Here is a 15519-nt window from a genome sequence, read left to right as displayed (position 1 = left end):
CTACTCAACGCAGGAGCGCTTCCAAAGCATCCGCCAGCGCCCGGTACTCCTCCGGCGTGTTGTAGAGCTGCGCGGACACGCGGACGTGACGGTGGGGCGGCTTGGGCCAGGCGACGATGGGCACCTCGATGCGGTACTCGTCGAACAGGCGAAGGTGGACCGGGTCCAGGTAGAGGGGCGGCTCGGGCTGCTCCGGGTAGCCCGCGGGCAGGGTGACCACCGCCATGCTGCCCACCATGTCCTCGGGGCAGGCGGGGGCGGTCTTCATCCGCTCGCACAGCAGTGCGCGCGCGGCCAGGGCCTTGCTCCGGTTGGCCGCCATCACCTCGGGCCAGCCTCCGGGTAGCAGGCCACCCACCACTCGCAGCGCTTCCGGGACACAGAGCGCGGCGGTGGGGTCCATGGTCCCCGTCCAGTCGAAGAGGAGCCGGAAGCGGGAGCGGTCCGTGCGGGGCGAGTTGCGCCCATGGCTCACCGCCAGGGGCGTCATGCCCTCCTGCAGGTCGCGGCGCACGTGGAGGAAGGCCGCGCCCTTGGGGGCGCACAGCCACTTGTGGCAGTTGCCCGTGTAGTAGCCCGAGCCCAGCGAGCGCAGCGACAGGGGCACCATGCCCGGCCCGTGCGCGCCGTCCACCAGCGTCTCGATTCCCTTGGCTCGCAGCTCGGAGATGAGCCGGGCCAGGGGCATCACCAGCGCCGTCTGGCTGGAGACGTGGTCCACCAGGAACAGGCGCGTGCGGGGCGTCACATGCGCGAGCACCACGTCCACGATGGACTGCGCGGAAGTCACGGGCCAGGGGAGCTTCGCCACCACGACCTTCGCGCCCCACTGCGCCGCGACGAAGTCCAGCGCGTTGCGACTGGCGTTGTATTCGTGGTCCGTGGTGAGCAGCTCGTCACCCGGCTCGAAGCGCAGCGAGCGCAGCACCGTGGTGACGCCGCTGGTGGCGTTGGCGACGAAGGACACGTCCTCCGCATCCGCGTCGACGAAGTCGGCGAGCGTGGCCCGGGCCTCGTCCAGCAGCGGCTCGATTTCGCGGTGGAGGAAGCGGACGGGCTCGGCCTCCATGCGCGCGCGCAGCTCCGACTGCTTCTGGAGCACGGCGGTGGGGCACGCACCGAAGGAGCCGTGGTTGAGGAACAGGACCTCGGGGTCCAGTCGCCAGTGGGAACGGAGGGGGGCGCTCATGCGCGGGAACTGGACCCGAGCACGCGCCCCCTGTCAACGCGCCACGAGTCCTACGGCTGCGCGTCCGCGAGCGGCGCCCAGTCGGGCGTCAACAGCGTGCCCTTTTCCGCCCGGAGGGGGAGCTGGTTGTTGCCGTCCGCCGTCATCACGAACAGCTGCGAGCCGCCTGCCCGGGTGGTGGAGAAGAGCACCAGCCGACCGTTGGGCGAGAAGGCGGGCTCCTCGTTGTTGCCCTGGTCCTGCGTCAGGCGCGTCACCTTGCCCGACTCGACGTGGATGGTGAACAGGTCGAACGCGTTGCGCTCGTCGCGCGCGGTGAAGACGATGAGGTCGCCGCGCGGAGACCAGTCCGGCGTCTGGTTGTAGTTGCCCTGGAAGGTGAGGCGCCGCACGCCCGAGCCATCCGCGCCCATGATGTAGATTTGAGGGCTGCCACCCCGGTTGGACACGAAGGCGATGCGCTTGCCGTCGGGCGACCACGCGGGGCTGGTGTTGAGGCCGTAGGGCGTGTCAGTGATGGCCTTCGCGCCGCTGCCGTCGGCGCCGGACACGTAGATTTGCGCGCTCTCTCCCTCGGCCAGCGAGTACGCCAGGCGCTTGCCGTCCGGAGAGAAGGCGCCACCGGTGGCCATCTGCCCGGCGGAGACCACCGAGCGGGCTTCGCCACCCGGACGCTGCACCCAGATGTCCGGCCGGTTCTTCCGGTAGGACGTGTACGCCACCTGCGCGCCGTCCTGGCTCAGCGAGGGGAGGATGTTGATGCCGCCCTTGGTGAGCGACACGGGATTGCCGCCGTCCCAGTCCGCCACCACCACGTCGCGGTTGTTGCCCGCCTTGCGCACGTAGGTGATGCGCGACAGGAAGGGGCTGGGCTCGCGGGTGAAGTGCCGGTACAGCGCGTCCGCCAGCCGGTGGGCCAGCAGCGACGGGTTGTTGGCCGGCGCGTCCTTGGCGACCTTGAGGTCCTCGCGGCCGGTGCCCACGTTGAACAGGCGCAGCTCGCCGCGCAGCGTGCCCGCGTCGTCCGCGAGCGACACCTTGACGAGCGCCTCGGCGCCCACGTCCGCCCAGCGGCTGAAGGTGATGGTGCCGGCGGCCATGCCTTCCTTGGGGTCGGCCGTGAAGCTCTTGCGGTCCAGCACCTGGAGGATGCCGGAGGCCACGAGGTCGAAGTTGAACGCCGTGTCGAACGTGTTGGCCTGCGCCTTGGCACCCTCGTTCTGGGTGATGGGCGCGGGGACCGCCACGGGCAGCGGGCGGAAGTTGGCGCCGGAGATTTCGATGGTCGGCGTCTGGGCGAATGCCGCGAGCGGCACGAGGACGAGGGAGAGGAGCAGGGCTTTCATAGGGCGTTGAACATCAGGTTGACGCCGTTCTTCTGCAGCGCGTCTCGGAGGTGGTCGGGAGGAGGCGAGAAGGGTGAGGCCTTGCGCACGGCGTTGAGGACCGCCGCGTCGAACAAATCGTTGCCACTGGGCTTGGTGAGGCTCACGTCCAGCACCTCGCCCGCGCGGCCCAGGCGCAGCGCGACGAGCGCCTTGAGGTGCAGACGCTCCGATTCGGGGATGGTGTCCGCGACGCTGTAGTTGCGCCGCACCTGTGCCTGGAGCATCCCGAAGTAGCGCTCGCCCTCGGCGGTGGCCGAGTCGCCGTCCGCGTCTCCATCCTCGGCGCCCTCGGGCTCTTCATCCGGCGACGCCTTGGCCGTCTTGTCGAAGGCGCCGAAGAGCCGCTTGCGGCGGTCCTCGCCTTCCTTCTCACCCTTCACGGGCGTGGGCTTGGGCGCGGAGGAGGGCTCCGGCTTGACGCCGGGGATGGGCACCGCGACGGCGGCGGAGGACGGCGGAGGCGGCGCTTCAGGCGCGGGCTTGGGCGCGTTCACCTGCTTGGGCGGCGGTGGCGGCTGCTCCTTGCGCGGCAGGAGCTTGGCGTCGCGGGGCTTGCCCAGGCGCACCAGCGTGGCGCGGATGGGCTGCGCCGTGAGGTCCACCGGGGGCGATGCGTTGAAGCGCGCATACAGCACCGCGGCGAGCAGCAGGGCGATGTGCCCCACCACCGACGCGATGACGAACGGCGACACCCGCGCGGAGCGATTGACGAGCAGGCTGTGGCTCACCGCGGAGTGCATGGGCTAGCGCTTCGCCTCCTTCGGCTTCTTCGAGGTCGACGAGGTGTTGGACGTCTTGGCCCCCGTGGAAGGGTCCGTGATCATCCCCACATTGTTGATGCCCGCCCGCTGCGCGGCCGCCATGACCTCCACGACGGTGCCGTAGGGCACGTCCCGGTCGGCGTGGAGGAACACTTCTTTATCGGCCTGCACCTTGGCGTTGGCGGCGAGCTTCGCCTCCAACTCCTCCAGGGGCACCTCGGCGTCGCCGATGTAGACCTTCTTGCCCGCGTCGATGGAGAGGACCACCTTCTTCTCCGTGGCCTCCACGGGCGCGGCCTTGGTCTCCGGCAGGTTCACCTTCACGCCCTGCTGGATGAGGGGCGCGGTCACCATGAAGATGATGAGCAGCACCAGCATCACGTCCACCATGGGCGTGACGTTGATCTCGCTCATCGTGGTGCGGCCACCACTGCGATTGCCTCCGCCCATTCCCATGGTCGCGCCCGCCTAGCGGAAGAAGTGACGCTTGATGATGTTGAGGAAGTCCGCGGAGAAGTTCGACATCTCCGTGTCGAACACCTTGATGCGGCTGACGAACGAGTTGTAGGCGACCACGGCCGGAATCGCCGCGAACAGGCCCGCCGCCGTGGCGAACAGCGCGTTGCCCACTGGCGCCGCCACCGTGGCCAATGTCGCATTGCCCTGCTCGGCGATTTGATTGAAGGCGCTGAGGATTCCGATGACGGTGCCGAACAGGCCCACGAAGGGCGAGGCCGCGCCGACGGTGCCCAGGAACGACACCCGCGCCTCCAGCTCCGTGATTTGCGACGTGGAGGCTCGCATCAGCGCGCGCTCCACGTTCTCGATTCCGCCCAGCCGCTCCGCCATGGCGCCCTCGGCGCCGCCTTCCTTGGCCTGGGCCAGCTTGGACAGCTCCTCGTAGCCGGCGCAGAAGACCTTGGACAGGGGCGAGGCGTCGAGCTTCTGGGCCGTCTGGTAGATGGCCTCCAGCCGGGACGCCTTCCAGAAGGTGTCGAGGAAGGTGAGAGACTGTGCGCGGGCCTTGGCGAGCTGGGTGGCCTTCATGGCGATGAGGGCCCAGGAAGCCACGGAGACACCCATCAGGAGCAGCAGGACGGCCAGCTCGATGAAGGAAGCGTCGCGGATGATCTCCACGTAGTTCATGGCGCCAAGCGCCAGGGGCAGGTGGGGCGTCATGAGGTGGAGCGCGTAACACTCCGCTACAACTGGGTCAAACAAACGGGGACGGGGGCCGGTTGCCTGCTTGAAGTTGCTTGGCCGTACGGATGAATAATTCCCGGAGAGGGTCGTCAGAGGTGACTGAAACGGGCCGAACACCTCAACACCCCACGGACAGGTTGCCCCCCATGAACTCCAGACTGCTGGTCGCTCTCCTCTGCCTGGCGGCGGTCTCCACCGGCTGCATCATCCACGGCGAAGACGACTACGACGAGCCCATCTACCCGGGCGACGCGACGTTCCGCTGGACCTTCGGCGGACTGCGCTGCGACGAGGACCGCGACATCAAGGGCGTCAACATCACGATTCCCGGTGAACGGCTGGCCAACGACGGCCAATACGCGTGTCAGGCCAACGGCTTCGACGGCATCGTCCTCCACGACTTCGCGCCGGGCATCTACAGCTTCAACGTGGAGGCGATCAGCTACACCAACGAGGTGCTCTACGAGGCGAGCGGCACCTTCCGCGTGGATGGCGACGTGACGGTGAGCATCGACCTCGCGCCGCTGGGCGCCCCGCCGTCCTTCGCGTACGTGAACTGGCTGTTTCCGGCGAACTCCAGCAGCGGCAACCCGAACTGCAACCAGGCGGGTGTGGCCTTCGTGGATGCCCGGGTGGATGGTGGGCAGTGGGCGCGCTTCGACTGCACGGCGGGCCATGGCGGCAACAGCGTGAAGACGCCGTACCTGGACCCGGGTGAGCACGACCTGGAGCTGGTCGCCCTCGACTCGCAGCAGCGCACGCTGTACGCCCACAGCGGGCGGTTCTCCACCCGCTACGGCGAGCCGACGTCGTACACCGCCACCCTTCGCACCACGAGCAGCGGCGCCACCATTCGCTGGGAGTTCGTGGAGGGGTCGAGCAGGCTGGGCTGCGGGCAGGCCGGCGTGACGCACGTGGAGGCCCGCATCGATGGGGGCGAGTGGGTCCGCTTCAGCTGCTCGGAGGGCAGCTCGGGCGCCAGCGTCACCACGCCCACGCTGAACGCCGGCAACCACGACCTGCAGCTGGTGGCCGTCGATGGGCAGAACCGTCCCTGGTATTATTACAGCGCGCAGTTCTCGATTCAGTCCGGCGAGACGAAGCAGGTGCTGGCCCCGATGTGGGTGATTGGCGGGGCGTCCATCAAGTGGGAGCTGCGCGCCGGTGGCTCCGCGCTGAGCTGCTCGCAGGCGGGCATCACCGAGGTGGCCATCAACTTCCGCGATGTCTTCACTGGGGAGCTGGTGTACGGCATCGTCGGTGACCGGCACGGCTGCAACGACGCGCCGGTGGTCTACGAGTTCCTCCGCCCGGGCCGCTACGAGGTGGAGATGTACGCGAAGGCGGGCAACGGCACGGAGTACTTCTCGGTGAACGACAGCGTGTTCATCAATGTCGATGGCCACGTATTCCCGGGAGCGAGCAGCGCCGCGCTGGTGTCGCTGTTCCCGTAGTCGAGCCCGCTCGCTCGTGGGGTGAAGAAGAGGGTCGGGGCCACGTGCCTCGGCCCTCTTCGCGTTGCGGGGGAGCCCGTGGCGTTGGCATCAAACGTGATAGGGACACCGGACATGCGGCAAGGCAGCCACAGTCCCATTGGCGTATTTGATTCAGGTGTCGGAGGGCTCACGGTCCTCAAGTCCCTCATGGAGCACCTCCCCCACGAGAGCACGGTGTATCTGGGGGACACGGCCCGGGTGCCCTACGGCACCAAGTCCGGCGAGGTGGTGACGCGCTACTCGCTGAAGAACGCGGAGTTCCTGCTGGAGCGCGGCATCAAGCTGCTGGTGGTGGCGTGCAACACGGCCTCCGCCGCGGCCCTGCCCGCGCTGGAGGCGGCGCTGCCGGTGCCGGTGGTGGGCGTCATCCAGCCAGGAGCCCAGGCGGCCCTGGAGCGCACGCGAGGCGGCGGAGTGGGCGTCATCGGTACGCCGGGCACCATCCGCTCCGGGGCCTATCAGCGCGCCCTGGAGACGGCGAACCCCGGGGTGCGGGTGAAGGCCCGCGCCTGTCCGCTCTTCGTGCCGCTGGCGGAGGAGGGATGGACCACGGGCGACGTGCCCCTGCTGACGGCGCGTGAGTATCTGGGCGAGTTCGCCCGGGAAGGCGTGGACACGCTCGTCCTCGGCTGCACGCACTATCCGCTGCTCAAGGGCGTCATCGCGGAGGTGGTGGGGCCCCAGGTCGCGCTGGTGGACTCGGCGGAGGCCACCGCGCTGGCGGTGGCGGCGCTGCTGGCTCGCAAGGAGCTGCTGGCGCCGGCGACGACGCGTGCCCCGTCTCACGCGTACTACGTGACTGACGTTCCCGAGCGCTTCATGGAAGTGGGGGCGAGGTTCCTCGGCAGGCCCATCGATGCCGCCGAGCAGGTCGACCTGAAGTTCTGAGTCCCTGGCGTCGGGGGAGGCGCTCCGCGCGGCACGCGGGCCTCACCCCTCGGCGGTCCATCGCGTGGACCTCGCTCGAGTCATCGGAACACGGGCGTCTTCCGCCCGTGGGCCGGCTCAGGCGGACGGGCGGGTGGTGGCCGTGGCGGGCGGGGCTTCTTCCGGCGTGGTGGCCTTGGTGAGCAGCTCCTTGGCGGCCTGGACGACGGGAGCCTCGGCGGCGACCTGGGCCTCCACGAGCGCGCGGGCGGCCTCGTCACCGATGTCGTCCTCGCGCGGCACCAGGCCGGTGACACGCGTCACGAGGCGCTCCGCCAGGGGGAAGAAGTGCACCAGGTTGAGCGGCCAGTTCAGCCAGCCCACGGTAATGCAGTAGTACTTGTTGAAGGGCGCGGTGTGGTGGATGCGGTGGTGCGCCGGCGGCAGGATGAGGTGCACGCGCTGCAGGAAGCCGATGATGGCCGGCGGCGAGTCCATGTGCGACCACTTGTGGAACTGGTTGGTCGCCATCACCCAGAAGATCATCGCGCCCAGGAAGCTGGCGCAGAACACCCAGCCGGAGCTGCTCAGCGGCATGGACACCGCGGCCACGGCCACGGGCAGGGAGATGAGGCAGTTGTTGCCGTTGGTCTCCACGAAGTCGTGGCGGGTGATGGCCTTCTCGTCGACGTGGTGCTCGCGGAACGGGCGAATGAGGGCCTTGCCCAGAATCGGCATCTCCGTGGAGCCCCACGTGTCGCCCATCCAGTGGACGAAGCCGGAGACGAAGTCCGCGGCGAGGTAGCCCAACAGCACCGCGCCCAGGAGCAGCCACGGGCCGCCATGCGGGTTGTTGTAGAGCCGGTACACCAGGAACAGCTCCAGCGCGATGAAGCTGACGATGGCGCCAATCTCCATGGCGCGGATGGCGGGTGAGTAGCCTCCGGCCAGGACCTGGGCGTCCTGGAGGCGAACCTTGTTCTTGATCTCGTTCGTCTTCTTCATCCGTGGAGTCCTGGACGTTGGCGCCGCTGACCACCGCACCGCATGTTCTGTACGTACCCCAGCCGCTTTCGGCTTTTCAACGGACCGGGGTCGCGTTCTCACATGAAGGGTGGGCTGCATGGCAGGCGGGCGTCGTCCGCAAGAAATGCGCGGGGTCAGCGGCCAGGCTCCCCTGGCGCGACATGCGGGGTTGACGCTTACCTTGTGTCGTGGGGAAGCGGCTGGTACGGTCCGCCCACTCGGCAATGACGAAAACCTTCGAGAAGGCCGTCACCGGCTTCAACCACAACATCAAGCACAAGGGGAAGGTTTACCACGTCCAGACCGAGGACTCGGGCGTCAACAATCCCCACATCATCACCCACCTGTTCGTGGGCGGTAACATCCTCGCGTCCAAGAAGACGTCCTACTCGGACATCCTCAACGCGGAGAATCTGGCGGAGGTCGTCCGTGAGTTGATGGAGGAGCAGCACAAGGAGATGCTGCGCAACCTCATCAACAACGTGTACGACAACTTCGAGTCCACGGTCCGGCACTATCAGCCCGGTCAGCTGGCCTCGGAGGCTGAACAGGCCCACGCGAAGCTGCAGCCCGGCCAGCCGATGGCGCCCAAGCCGGTCGTCGTCGCTCCCGTCGCGCCCCTGCCTCCCGCGCTTCCCCCCGAGGTCGCCGCTGCTCGCGCCTTGAAGGAGAAGCCGAAGATCAACGAGGTTGGCGTCGAGACGCTGTTCGGAGAGGACCTCATCTCCGAGAAGAGCCTCGACGAGGTCATCCTCAGCTACCTCGCCGGAGAAGGCGACCAGTAGCCCGCGACTCCCTGGTGGCGTCTCGCCCCGGGAGCGCGGTGTCGGCCAGTCGACAGTTCCAGACTAGGGCAGCACCCACTGCACCCACGTGGCTCCGTACACCGTGAGCACCGCGGCGGCGAGCAGGTCCAGCAGCACTCCCACGCGCATCATCACCGGCAGGCGCACCACGCCGCTGCCGAAGACGATGGCGTTGGGCGGCGTGCCCGCGGGCAGGGCGAAGTCGCACGAGGCCGCGAAGGTGCTCACCGCCAGCAGGGGCCGCGAGGCGGGCAGCACGTTGAGCATGACGTTCGTCGTGGCCGTGTTGGAGGCGATGGCCGACAGCAGGATGGTGGCGCTGGCGACCACGCCGTGCTGCACCAGGACTGGCAGCGACTCCAGGCCGGACAGCCGCGAGGTCATCCACGAGGCCAGGCCACTGGCCTCGATGCCCGCCGCCAGCGCGAAGCCGCCGCCCAGCAGGAGCAGCGTGTCCCAGGGCACGCGCCGCAGGGCCGCCACGGACAGACGCCCCAGCACGAGCAGCGTCAGCGCGCCGACCATCGCCACCATGGCCTCGTAGTGCTTGCCCCCCAGCTTGAAGCCGTTGAAGGCGTGGGCCACGGGGCCGGCGAGCACCTGGCGCAGCGGGTCGCCGAAAATCCACAACAGCGCCGCCACGAAGAAGACGAGGCCCACCGTGCGCTCTCCCCGTGAGAGGGGGCCCAACTGGGCCAGCTCGCGGTCGATGACGTCCCCGCCCTGGCCGGGTCCCATCTTGTCGCGACGGGCCCACCTCCACAGCACCGCCCACGTCAGCGGCAGGAAGATGAGGACGAAGGGGAGGGCCGCGACCATGTACTCGACGAAGCCCACGTCGGTGCCCAGCCGGCGCGACACCACGCCCGCGAAGACGGAGTTGGTGGGGCTGCCAATCTTGGTGCCGATTCCGCCGATGTTGGAGCCGTACGCGACGGCCAGCATGAGCGCCGCGCCGAAGTGCTCCAGGGGGCGTCCTTCCGCGGCGCGGAGCTGGGAGAGCAGCGCCATGCCGATGGGCACCATCATCACCGCCGTGGCGGTGTTGGAAATCCAGAGCGACACGGCGGCGGTGGCCGCGAGCATGCCGAACAGCAGCCGCTCCGGCCCGGTGCCGACGGCGCGCATGATGAGCAGGGCGATTCTCCGGTGCAGGCCCCACTGCTCCATGCCCGCGCCCAGGGCCATGCCGCCCATGAAGAGGAAGATGTAGGGGTCCAGGAAGGGCAGGGTGGCGCGTCCCACCGCGACGGCGACGTTGTCCGTGTCGAAGACGCCCAGCAGTGGAAAGAGCGCCACGGGGAGCACCGCGGTCCACGCCATGGGGACGGCCTCGGTGAACCACCAGAGGGCCATCCACGCGGCGACGGCGGCCGCGGCGGCGGGGCGGTGGTCCAGGCCCGGCAGGGTGTGGAGACCGGAGGGAATCCCGTAGATGAGGGCGGCGGCCACGGGCCCGGCGATGCGTCCCACCCACTGTCCCGTTGTCGCACGCCGCACGGCCTGCTCGCTCATAAGGCGTGGCACCGTCGCACAGGTGGCGCCGGGGGTGGGAGGGGAAAGCCCCGGCTGCGGCCCGGCGTGCGTGGGGCGCTCCCGCCCGGCCGTGGTAGGTTGGCGCTCTCCCGCGCCGCGCCATGATTCAATTCTTCCACGTCTACAAGGCGTATCCCGGTGATCCGCCGGTGCTCTCGGACATCAACCTCAGTGTGGAGAAGGGCGAGTTCGTGTTCCTCACGGGCCCTTCCGGCGCGGGGAAGACGACGCTGCTCAAGCTCATCTTCTGCGCGGAGAAAGCCACCAAGGGGCAGATTCTGGTGGGGGGCCGCAACATCGCCCGCATCCGTGAGTCCGCCGTGCCGTACCTGCGCCGCAACATCGGCGTCGTGTTCCAGGACTTCAAGCTGCTGCCGCACCGGACGGTGGAGGACAACGTGTCCTTCACGCTGGACGTGCTGGGCGTGCCGCGCACGGAAGCGCGCGACAAGGTGCGGCGGATGCTGAAGCTGGTGGGTCTGGAGCACAAGGCGGACTCGTTCCCCCTGCGCCTCTCCGGTGGAGAGCAGCAGCGCGTGGTCATCGCGCGGGCGCTGGTCAATGACCCGACCATCCTCCTGGCGGACGAGCCCACCGGTAACCTGGACCCCGCGCTCACCGTCGAAATCATGGACCTGCTCACCCAGGTGAACATCCGAGGCACCACGGTGGTGGTGGCCACGCACGACGCCACGCTGCTGTCGCGCTACCAGAAGCGCACGGTGGGCCTGGAGCGCGGGCAGATTGTCTCCGACGAGGACGGCGTCAAGGCGGCGCGACGGATGGTGGTATGAGCGCGCTGGCGAAGACGCGGTACTTCTGGCGCTCGGCGGCGGTGGGGCTCAAGCACTCGCCCTTCGTGCACTTCATCGCGGTGACCACCATCGCCATCGCCCTGTTCTCCGCGGGGCTCGCGCGGGGCAGTGCGCGGGTGTTGGACAACCTGCTTGCGTCGTTGGGCGGCGAAGTCGAAGTCACGGTGTATCTGGCACCGGAGCTGGGGCAGGACGAGGCGCATGGCGTGCGCGCCCGCGTCGAGGAGCTCAGCCAGGGCCAGGTGACGCTGGTGCCTCCGGATGCCGCGCTGGAGCGGCTTCGCACCGAGCTGGGCGATTTGGGCGAGGCCCTGTCGGAGCTGCCGGAGAACCCGCTGCCCGCGGCGCTGGAGCTGCGTGTTCCTCCGGAGCAGCGCACGCCCGAGGCGCTCCAGGCCCTGGCGAAGGAGCTGCGCGCGCTGCCCGGGGTGTCCGGCGTGGACTACGGAGAGCAGGCCGTGGAGCGACTGACGGCCATCGCCCGGGCCCTGCGCTTCGGCGCGCTGGTGGCCTTCGTGGTGGTGCTGGGCGCCACCGTGGTCATCGTCGCGGCCACGCTCCAGCTCGCCATCTATTCGCGGCGCGAGGAGATTGAAATCCAGAAGCTGGTCGGCGCCACGGACCGCTTCGTCAAGGCGCCCTTCCTGCTGGAGGGACTGCTCCAGGGGTTGCTCGGCGCGGGTGTGGCGTTGCTCGGGCTGTGGGCCTTTGGTCGGCTGGTGGGGCCCACGCTGGGCTCGCTGTTCGCGTTCCTGCTGGGCCCGGGTGTCGCCGCGCCATGGGTGGAGCCGCGATTGGTGCTGGAATTGGTGGGCGCGGGGTGCGGCCTGGGGCTGGGCGGCAGCTTCGTCGCGGTGGGTCGTTTCCTGCGCGTATGAGCCGCTCCTTCGTCCTCACCCTGGCGCTGGTGCTGGCCGGCCTCCCCGCGCACGCGCAGAAGCTGGAGGAGGCGGAGCAGTCCGCGCTGCGCGAGAAGCTCGCAGCCCAGCGCGCGACGCTGGCGCTCGTCGAGTCGAAGAAGCTCACGGTGCTCGAGGGCCTGGAGCTGATGGAGGAGATGGTCGCCTTCTCCCGGCGGCGCGTGCGGGCCCTGGAGGCGGACCTCGCGGTGTTCCGCAAGCGCGTCATCCTGGCCGAGCGCGAGGAGGTGCTGCTGCGCGAGGCGCTGCGCGTGCAACTGCGGCGACTGTCCCCCCGGCTGCGCACCCTCTACCGCGTCATGCGACGGCGGCCGCTGGAGGTGCTCCTGTCGGCGGAGGACTTCGCCGCGCTGGTGTGGCGGGCCCGCGCGCTGGAGGCGAGCATGTCGGGCGATTTGGACCTGCTGCGCGGCGTGCAGCGCGTGGCGCACCTACAACGGCAGTCCACGCTCGAGCTGAAGCGGCTCCAGACCTCGCTGGCCGCGCGGGTCACCTTCCTCCAGGAACAGGAGCGGCTGGCGCGCGCGCAGCATGAGGCGCTCGAGGAAGTGGTGGGCTCGCTCGCGGGCGAGGCCGAGCTGGCCCGTCGCGCGGTGAAGGAGCTGGAGCAGGCGGACGCGGAGCTGACCCTGGTGGTGCGCGAGCTGAAGGAAGCCCCCGCCACGCACGGCTTCGGAGCCCTGCGCGGCAAGCTGCCACAGCCCACGCGCGGCATCATCGAGGTGGCGTTCGGCAAGGTCGTCAACCCGCGCTTCAACACCGTCACCGTGCAGAAGGGGCTCGACATCCGCGCCGCCACCGGGACGCCCGTGGTCGCCGTCGCCGATGGCACTGTCGTCTATGCGGGCTCGCTGCGGGGCTACGGCAACCTGCTCATCGTCGACCACGGCGACGGCTACCACACGCTCATGGCCCACCTGTCCGCCATCGCCCTGGAGCTGGGCGCCGCCGTGGCCTCCGGTGACGTGGTGGGCGAGGTGGGAGACACGGGCTCGCTCAAGGGCTCGTACCTCTACTTCGAGGTCCGAAAGTCCGGGCAGGCCGTCGACCCCGGACCCTGGCTGGCCCCCGCGTCATGACGCGTTGCGGCGAAACGGTTCGTGCCTTGTTATCCTGAGGCAACAGACTCCCACCACGAGAGGAGCAGGCGAGCGCATGGACCTCATGGGCGGAATGCAGAAGGCGGTACGGCGCGTGCTGGTGGCGCGAGGTGTCCAGTCCTCGACAGTCGATGTCGGGGGGCAGTCGGTGCACTTCTACTCGCTGAAGGGGCAGGGGAAGGGGCCGCCGGTGGTGCTGGTGCACGGACTGGGCGGCTCGGCCAATGGCTTCGGCCGCACCTTCTTCGGCCTGGCGAAGCGCTTCTCGCGTGTCGTCGCGCCCGACCTGCCAGGGCACGGCTTCTCCACCGAGTACTGCGGTGGGCAGGTCTGCGTGCGCAACCAGTTCGAGGTGCTGCGCGCCTTCGTGGAGCAGGAGGTGAAGGAGCCGGCCTTCGTCGTCGGCAACTCGCTGGGCGGAGCGATGGCGGTGAGCCTCGCGTCGGAGTATCCCCAGTGGGTGCGCGCGCTGGTGCTGGTGGCTCCAGCGGGCGCGGAGCTGCCGGTGGAGGAGAGCACCGCCCTGCTCAACTCCTTCAAGGTGGGCACGCCCGCGGAGGCCCGCGCCTTCACGAGGCGCCTGTTCCACCAGGCCCCGCTGCCCGCGCTGCTCCTGGCGACCGAGCTGCGCCGCTTCTATGACACACCCACCGTGAAGGCCCTCACCGCCGAGGCGATGTCCACCCGGCTCAGCCTGGAGCCAGAAGCGGTGCGCAAGCTGTCCATGCCGGTGCTGTTCCTCTGGGGTGGCAGCGAGCGGCTGTTGCCGTCACGCTCCCTGGACTGGTTCCGCGCCCACCTGCCGGCGCACGCCCAGGTGCGGGTGGTGCAGGGCTTCGGGCACGTGCCGCAGATGGAGCGTCCGGACGAGCTGGTGTCGCACCTGGTGCGCTTCGCGGATGCGTCGAGCCTCTGAGGGCCGGGTATAGACTGGGACGCCCTTCGAGCCTCACCGCGAAAGGACGTACCGACGTGACGGGTCTCCACCAGCCATGGCGCGCGGCGCTGGCCGCGCTCCTCCTCCTGTCAGGGCCCTCGGCCGCGGAAGAGAAGAAGGACGCGGCTGTGCGGTCCTCCACTTCCAGCGCGGTACGGGCGGAGAAGGACGACGTCACCTACCGACAGCTGGAGACCTTCGCTCGCGTGCTGTCGTACGTGGAGAACAACTACGTGGAGGGGCCGGACCAGGAGCGGCTCATCTACGGCGCCATCCAGGGCATGCTCGACACGTTGGACCCGCACACCGTCTTCATGCCGCCGGAGGTCTTCCGCGAGATGAAGATCGACACCTCGGGCGAGTGGGGTGGGCTGGGCATCGAAATCGCGCGCAAGAACGACCGCATCGTCGTCGTGGCTCCCATCGACGACACGCCGGCGGCGCGCGCGGGAATCAAGGCGGGCGACGAGCTGGTGGGCATCGACGGCGAGAGCACGCGGGGCATGGACGTGGGGCGGGCCATGCAGAAGATGCGAGGGCCCGCGGGGGGACGCGTGCTCTTGAGCATCCTGCGGCACGGCTTCAGCGCGCCTCGCGAAATCGCCATCATCCGGGACCACATCCGCATCGTCTCCGTGGAGAGCGAGCTCTACGGCGGCTTCGGCCACATCAAGGTGAAGAACTTCCAGGAGCGCACGGACCTGTACCTGCGCAAGGAACTCGACAGGCTGCGCGGCCTCAACGGTGGCAAGGAGCTGCGCGGCGTGGTGCTCGACCTGCGCAACAACCCGGGCGGCCTGTTGGACCAGGCGGTGGCGGTGAGTGACCGCTTCCTGCCGGGCAACCTGCCCATCGTCTCCACCCGGGGACGTGACGGTCGCAACTCCACCGAGGAGCGCAGCAAGGACCGCGACACGGAGAAGAACTACCCCCTCGTCGTGCTGGTCAACGCGGGCAGCGCGTCCGCGTCCGAAATCGTGGCCGGCGCGCTCCAGGACCACGGCCGCGCCACCGTCCTGGGCACGCAGACGTTCGGCAAGGGCAGCGTCCAGACGGTCATCGAGTTGGAGGATGGCTCCGGCCTGAAGCTGACCATCGCCCGCTACTACACACCCAAGGGCCGCAGCATCCAGGAGCGGGGCATCACCCCCGACTACGTCGTGCCGGACGAGCCGGGTGGCAAGCCGGGCCGTGAGACGCCGCGCGAGAAGGACCTCCAGCGTCACTTCCGCGCCGAGTCCACCGCCACCTCCGAGTCGTCCTCTTCCGCGCCTCGCGGCCTGCCCGAGAACCTCGCGCCGTGGGACGCCACCGCGGCCCTCAAGGACTATCCGCTCAAGGTCGCCCTCGAGTATCTCAACGGCCTCAGCGCCGTTTCGGGGCGCCCTCCGGCTCGCGCCGAGGGTCGTTGAAGACACCTTCCCCCTTGCATTTCGGCGAGACCTCCGTTTGATGGCGGGCGGACAAAGGTGAAC

The 15519-nt window shown here is 69.2% G+C and carries 15 protein-coding genes; 8 read left to right on the top strand and 7 right to left on the bottom strand.

Going from position 1 to position 15519, the window contains the following annotated elements; genetic code table 11:
* Window positions 1-4: 4 nt before the first annotated feature.
* The 5 genes from HUA78_RS04560 to HUA78_RS04540 are packed head-to-tail and all read right to left on the bottom strand — an operon-like array spanning window position 5 to window position 4517.
* Window positions 5-1189, bottom strand: a complete 1185-nt coding sequence (locus HUA78_RS04560) for an aminotransferase class V-fold PLP-dependent enzyme (RefSeq protein WP_174475725.1) — start codon at window positions 1187-1189, stop codon at window positions 5-7.
* Between the two features lie 50 nt (window positions 1190-1239).
* Entirely contained in the window at window positions 1240-2535 is a 1296-nt protein-coding gene (locus tag HUA78_RS04555; protein WP_141642869.1) for an LpqB family beta-propeller domain-containing protein, read from the bottom strand.
* Complete coding sequence (locus tag HUA78_RS04550) at window positions 2532-3317, bottom strand: energy transducer TonB (protein ID WP_174453037.1); 786 nt, start codon at window positions 3315-3317, stop codon at window positions 2532-2534. Before HUA78_RS04550 ends, HUA78_RS04555 begins: the two co-directional genes overlap by 4 nt.
* A gap of 3 nt (window positions 3318-3320) precedes the next feature.
* Window positions 3321-3794, bottom strand: a complete 474-nt coding sequence (tolR, locus tag HUA78_RS04545; RefSeq protein ID WP_141642867.1) for a protein TolR — start codon at window positions 3792-3794, stop codon at window positions 3321-3323.
* A gap of 12 nt (window positions 3795-3806) precedes the next feature.
* Window positions 3807-4517: a MotA/TolQ/ExbB proton channel family protein gene (locus tag HUA78_RS04540; RefSeq protein ID WP_141642866.1), complete on the bottom strand. Its 711-nt coding sequence runs from the start codon at window positions 4515-4517 to the stop codon at window positions 3807-3809.
* Window positions 4518-4687: 170 nt separating this feature from the next.
* On the opposite strand from HUA78_RS04540, the gene HUA78_RS04535 reads away from it, so the two are divergent.
* Together HUA78_RS04535 and murI are read left to right on the top strand one after the other, a co-directional pair.
* A complete protein-coding gene (locus tag HUA78_RS04535) occupies window positions 4688-5995 on the top strand; it encodes a hypothetical protein (RefSeq protein WP_174453038.1) in 1308 nt (435 codons plus the stop codon).
* Between the two features lie 114 nt (window positions 5996-6109).
* The gene (gene murI, locus HUA78_RS04530) at window positions 6110-6925 is read left to right on the top strand and encodes a glutamate racemase (RefSeq protein ID WP_174453039.1); all 816 of its coding nucleotides are present in this window, start codon (window positions 6110-6112) and stop codon (window positions 6923-6925) included.
* Window positions 6926-7042: 117 nt separating this feature from the next.
* Here the strand turns inward: murI and carF are convergent, their stop codons facing one another.
* Window positions 7043-7909: a plasmanylethanolamine desaturase gene (carF, locus tag HUA78_RS04525; RefSeq protein ID WP_141642863.1), complete on the bottom strand. Its 867-nt coding sequence runs from the start codon at window positions 7907-7909 to the stop codon at window positions 7043-7045.
* A 245-nt stretch (window positions 7910-8154) separates the two neighbouring features.
* Here carF and HUA78_RS04520 point away from each other — a divergent pair, with 245 nt between their 5' ends.
* Window positions 8155-8715, top strand: a complete 561-nt coding sequence (locus tag HUA78_RS04520; protein WP_141642862.1) for a nickel-dependent hydrogenase large subunit — start codon at window positions 8155-8157, stop codon at window positions 8713-8715.
* 63 nt (window positions 8716-8778) lie between these two features.
* On the opposite strand, the gene HUA78_RS04515 is transcribed toward HUA78_RS04520, so the two are convergent.
* Window positions 8779-10236 (bottom strand): DASS family sodium-coupled anion symporter, encoded by a 1458-nt coding sequence (locus HUA78_RS04515; RefSeq protein ID WP_371745493.1) that lies wholly within the window; start codon window positions 10234-10236, stop codon window positions 8779-8781.
* Window positions 10237-10373: 137 nt separating this feature from the next.
* On the opposite strand from HUA78_RS04515, the gene ftsE reads away from it, so the two are divergent.
* The 5 genes from ftsE to HUA78_RS04490 all read left to right on the top strand — a co-directional run bounded on the left by ftsE (window position 10374) and on the right by HUA78_RS04490 (window position 15456).
* Window positions 10374-11066, top strand: coding sequence for a cell division ATP-binding protein FtsE (gene ftsE / locus HUA78_RS04510; RefSeq protein WP_174461555.1), 693 nt, complete (start codon window positions 10374-10376; stop codon window positions 11064-11066).
* Window positions 11063-11965, top strand: a complete 903-nt coding sequence (locus tag HUA78_RS04505; protein ID WP_141642859.1) for an ABC transporter permease — start codon at window positions 11063-11065, stop codon at window positions 11963-11965. The genes ftsE and HUA78_RS04505 overlap by 4 nt, the downstream gene beginning before the upstream one ends.
* Window positions 11962-13086 (top strand): murein hydrolase activator EnvC, encoded by a 1125-nt coding sequence (locus tag HUA78_RS04500; RefSeq protein WP_174475724.1) that lies wholly within the window; start codon window positions 11962-11964, stop codon window positions 13084-13086. Before HUA78_RS04505 ends, HUA78_RS04500 begins: the two co-directional genes overlap by 4 nt.
* Before the next feature lie 76 nt (window positions 13087-13162).
* Window positions 13163-14023: an alpha/beta fold hydrolase gene (locus HUA78_RS04495; RefSeq protein WP_141642857.1), complete on the top strand. Its 861-nt coding sequence runs from the start codon at window positions 13163-13165 to the stop codon at window positions 14021-14023.
* A 56-nt stretch (window positions 14024-14079) separates the two neighbouring features.
* Window positions 14080-15456, top strand: coding sequence for a S41 family peptidase (locus HUA78_RS04490; RefSeq protein WP_174475723.1), 1377 nt, complete (start codon window positions 14080-14082; stop codon window positions 15454-15456).
* Window positions 15457-15519: the final 63 nt, after the last annotated feature.

The sequence above is a fragment of the Myxococcus sp. CA033 genome (assembly GCF_013336625.1).
GTDB lineage: Bacteria > Myxococcota > Myxococcia > Myxococcales > Myxococcaceae > Myxococcus > Myxococcus llanfairpwllgwyngyllgogerychwyrndrobwllllantysiliogogogochensis.
Note: the sequence above shows the minus strand (reverse complement) of the source record. Positions and strands in the feature narration are given on the sequence as shown.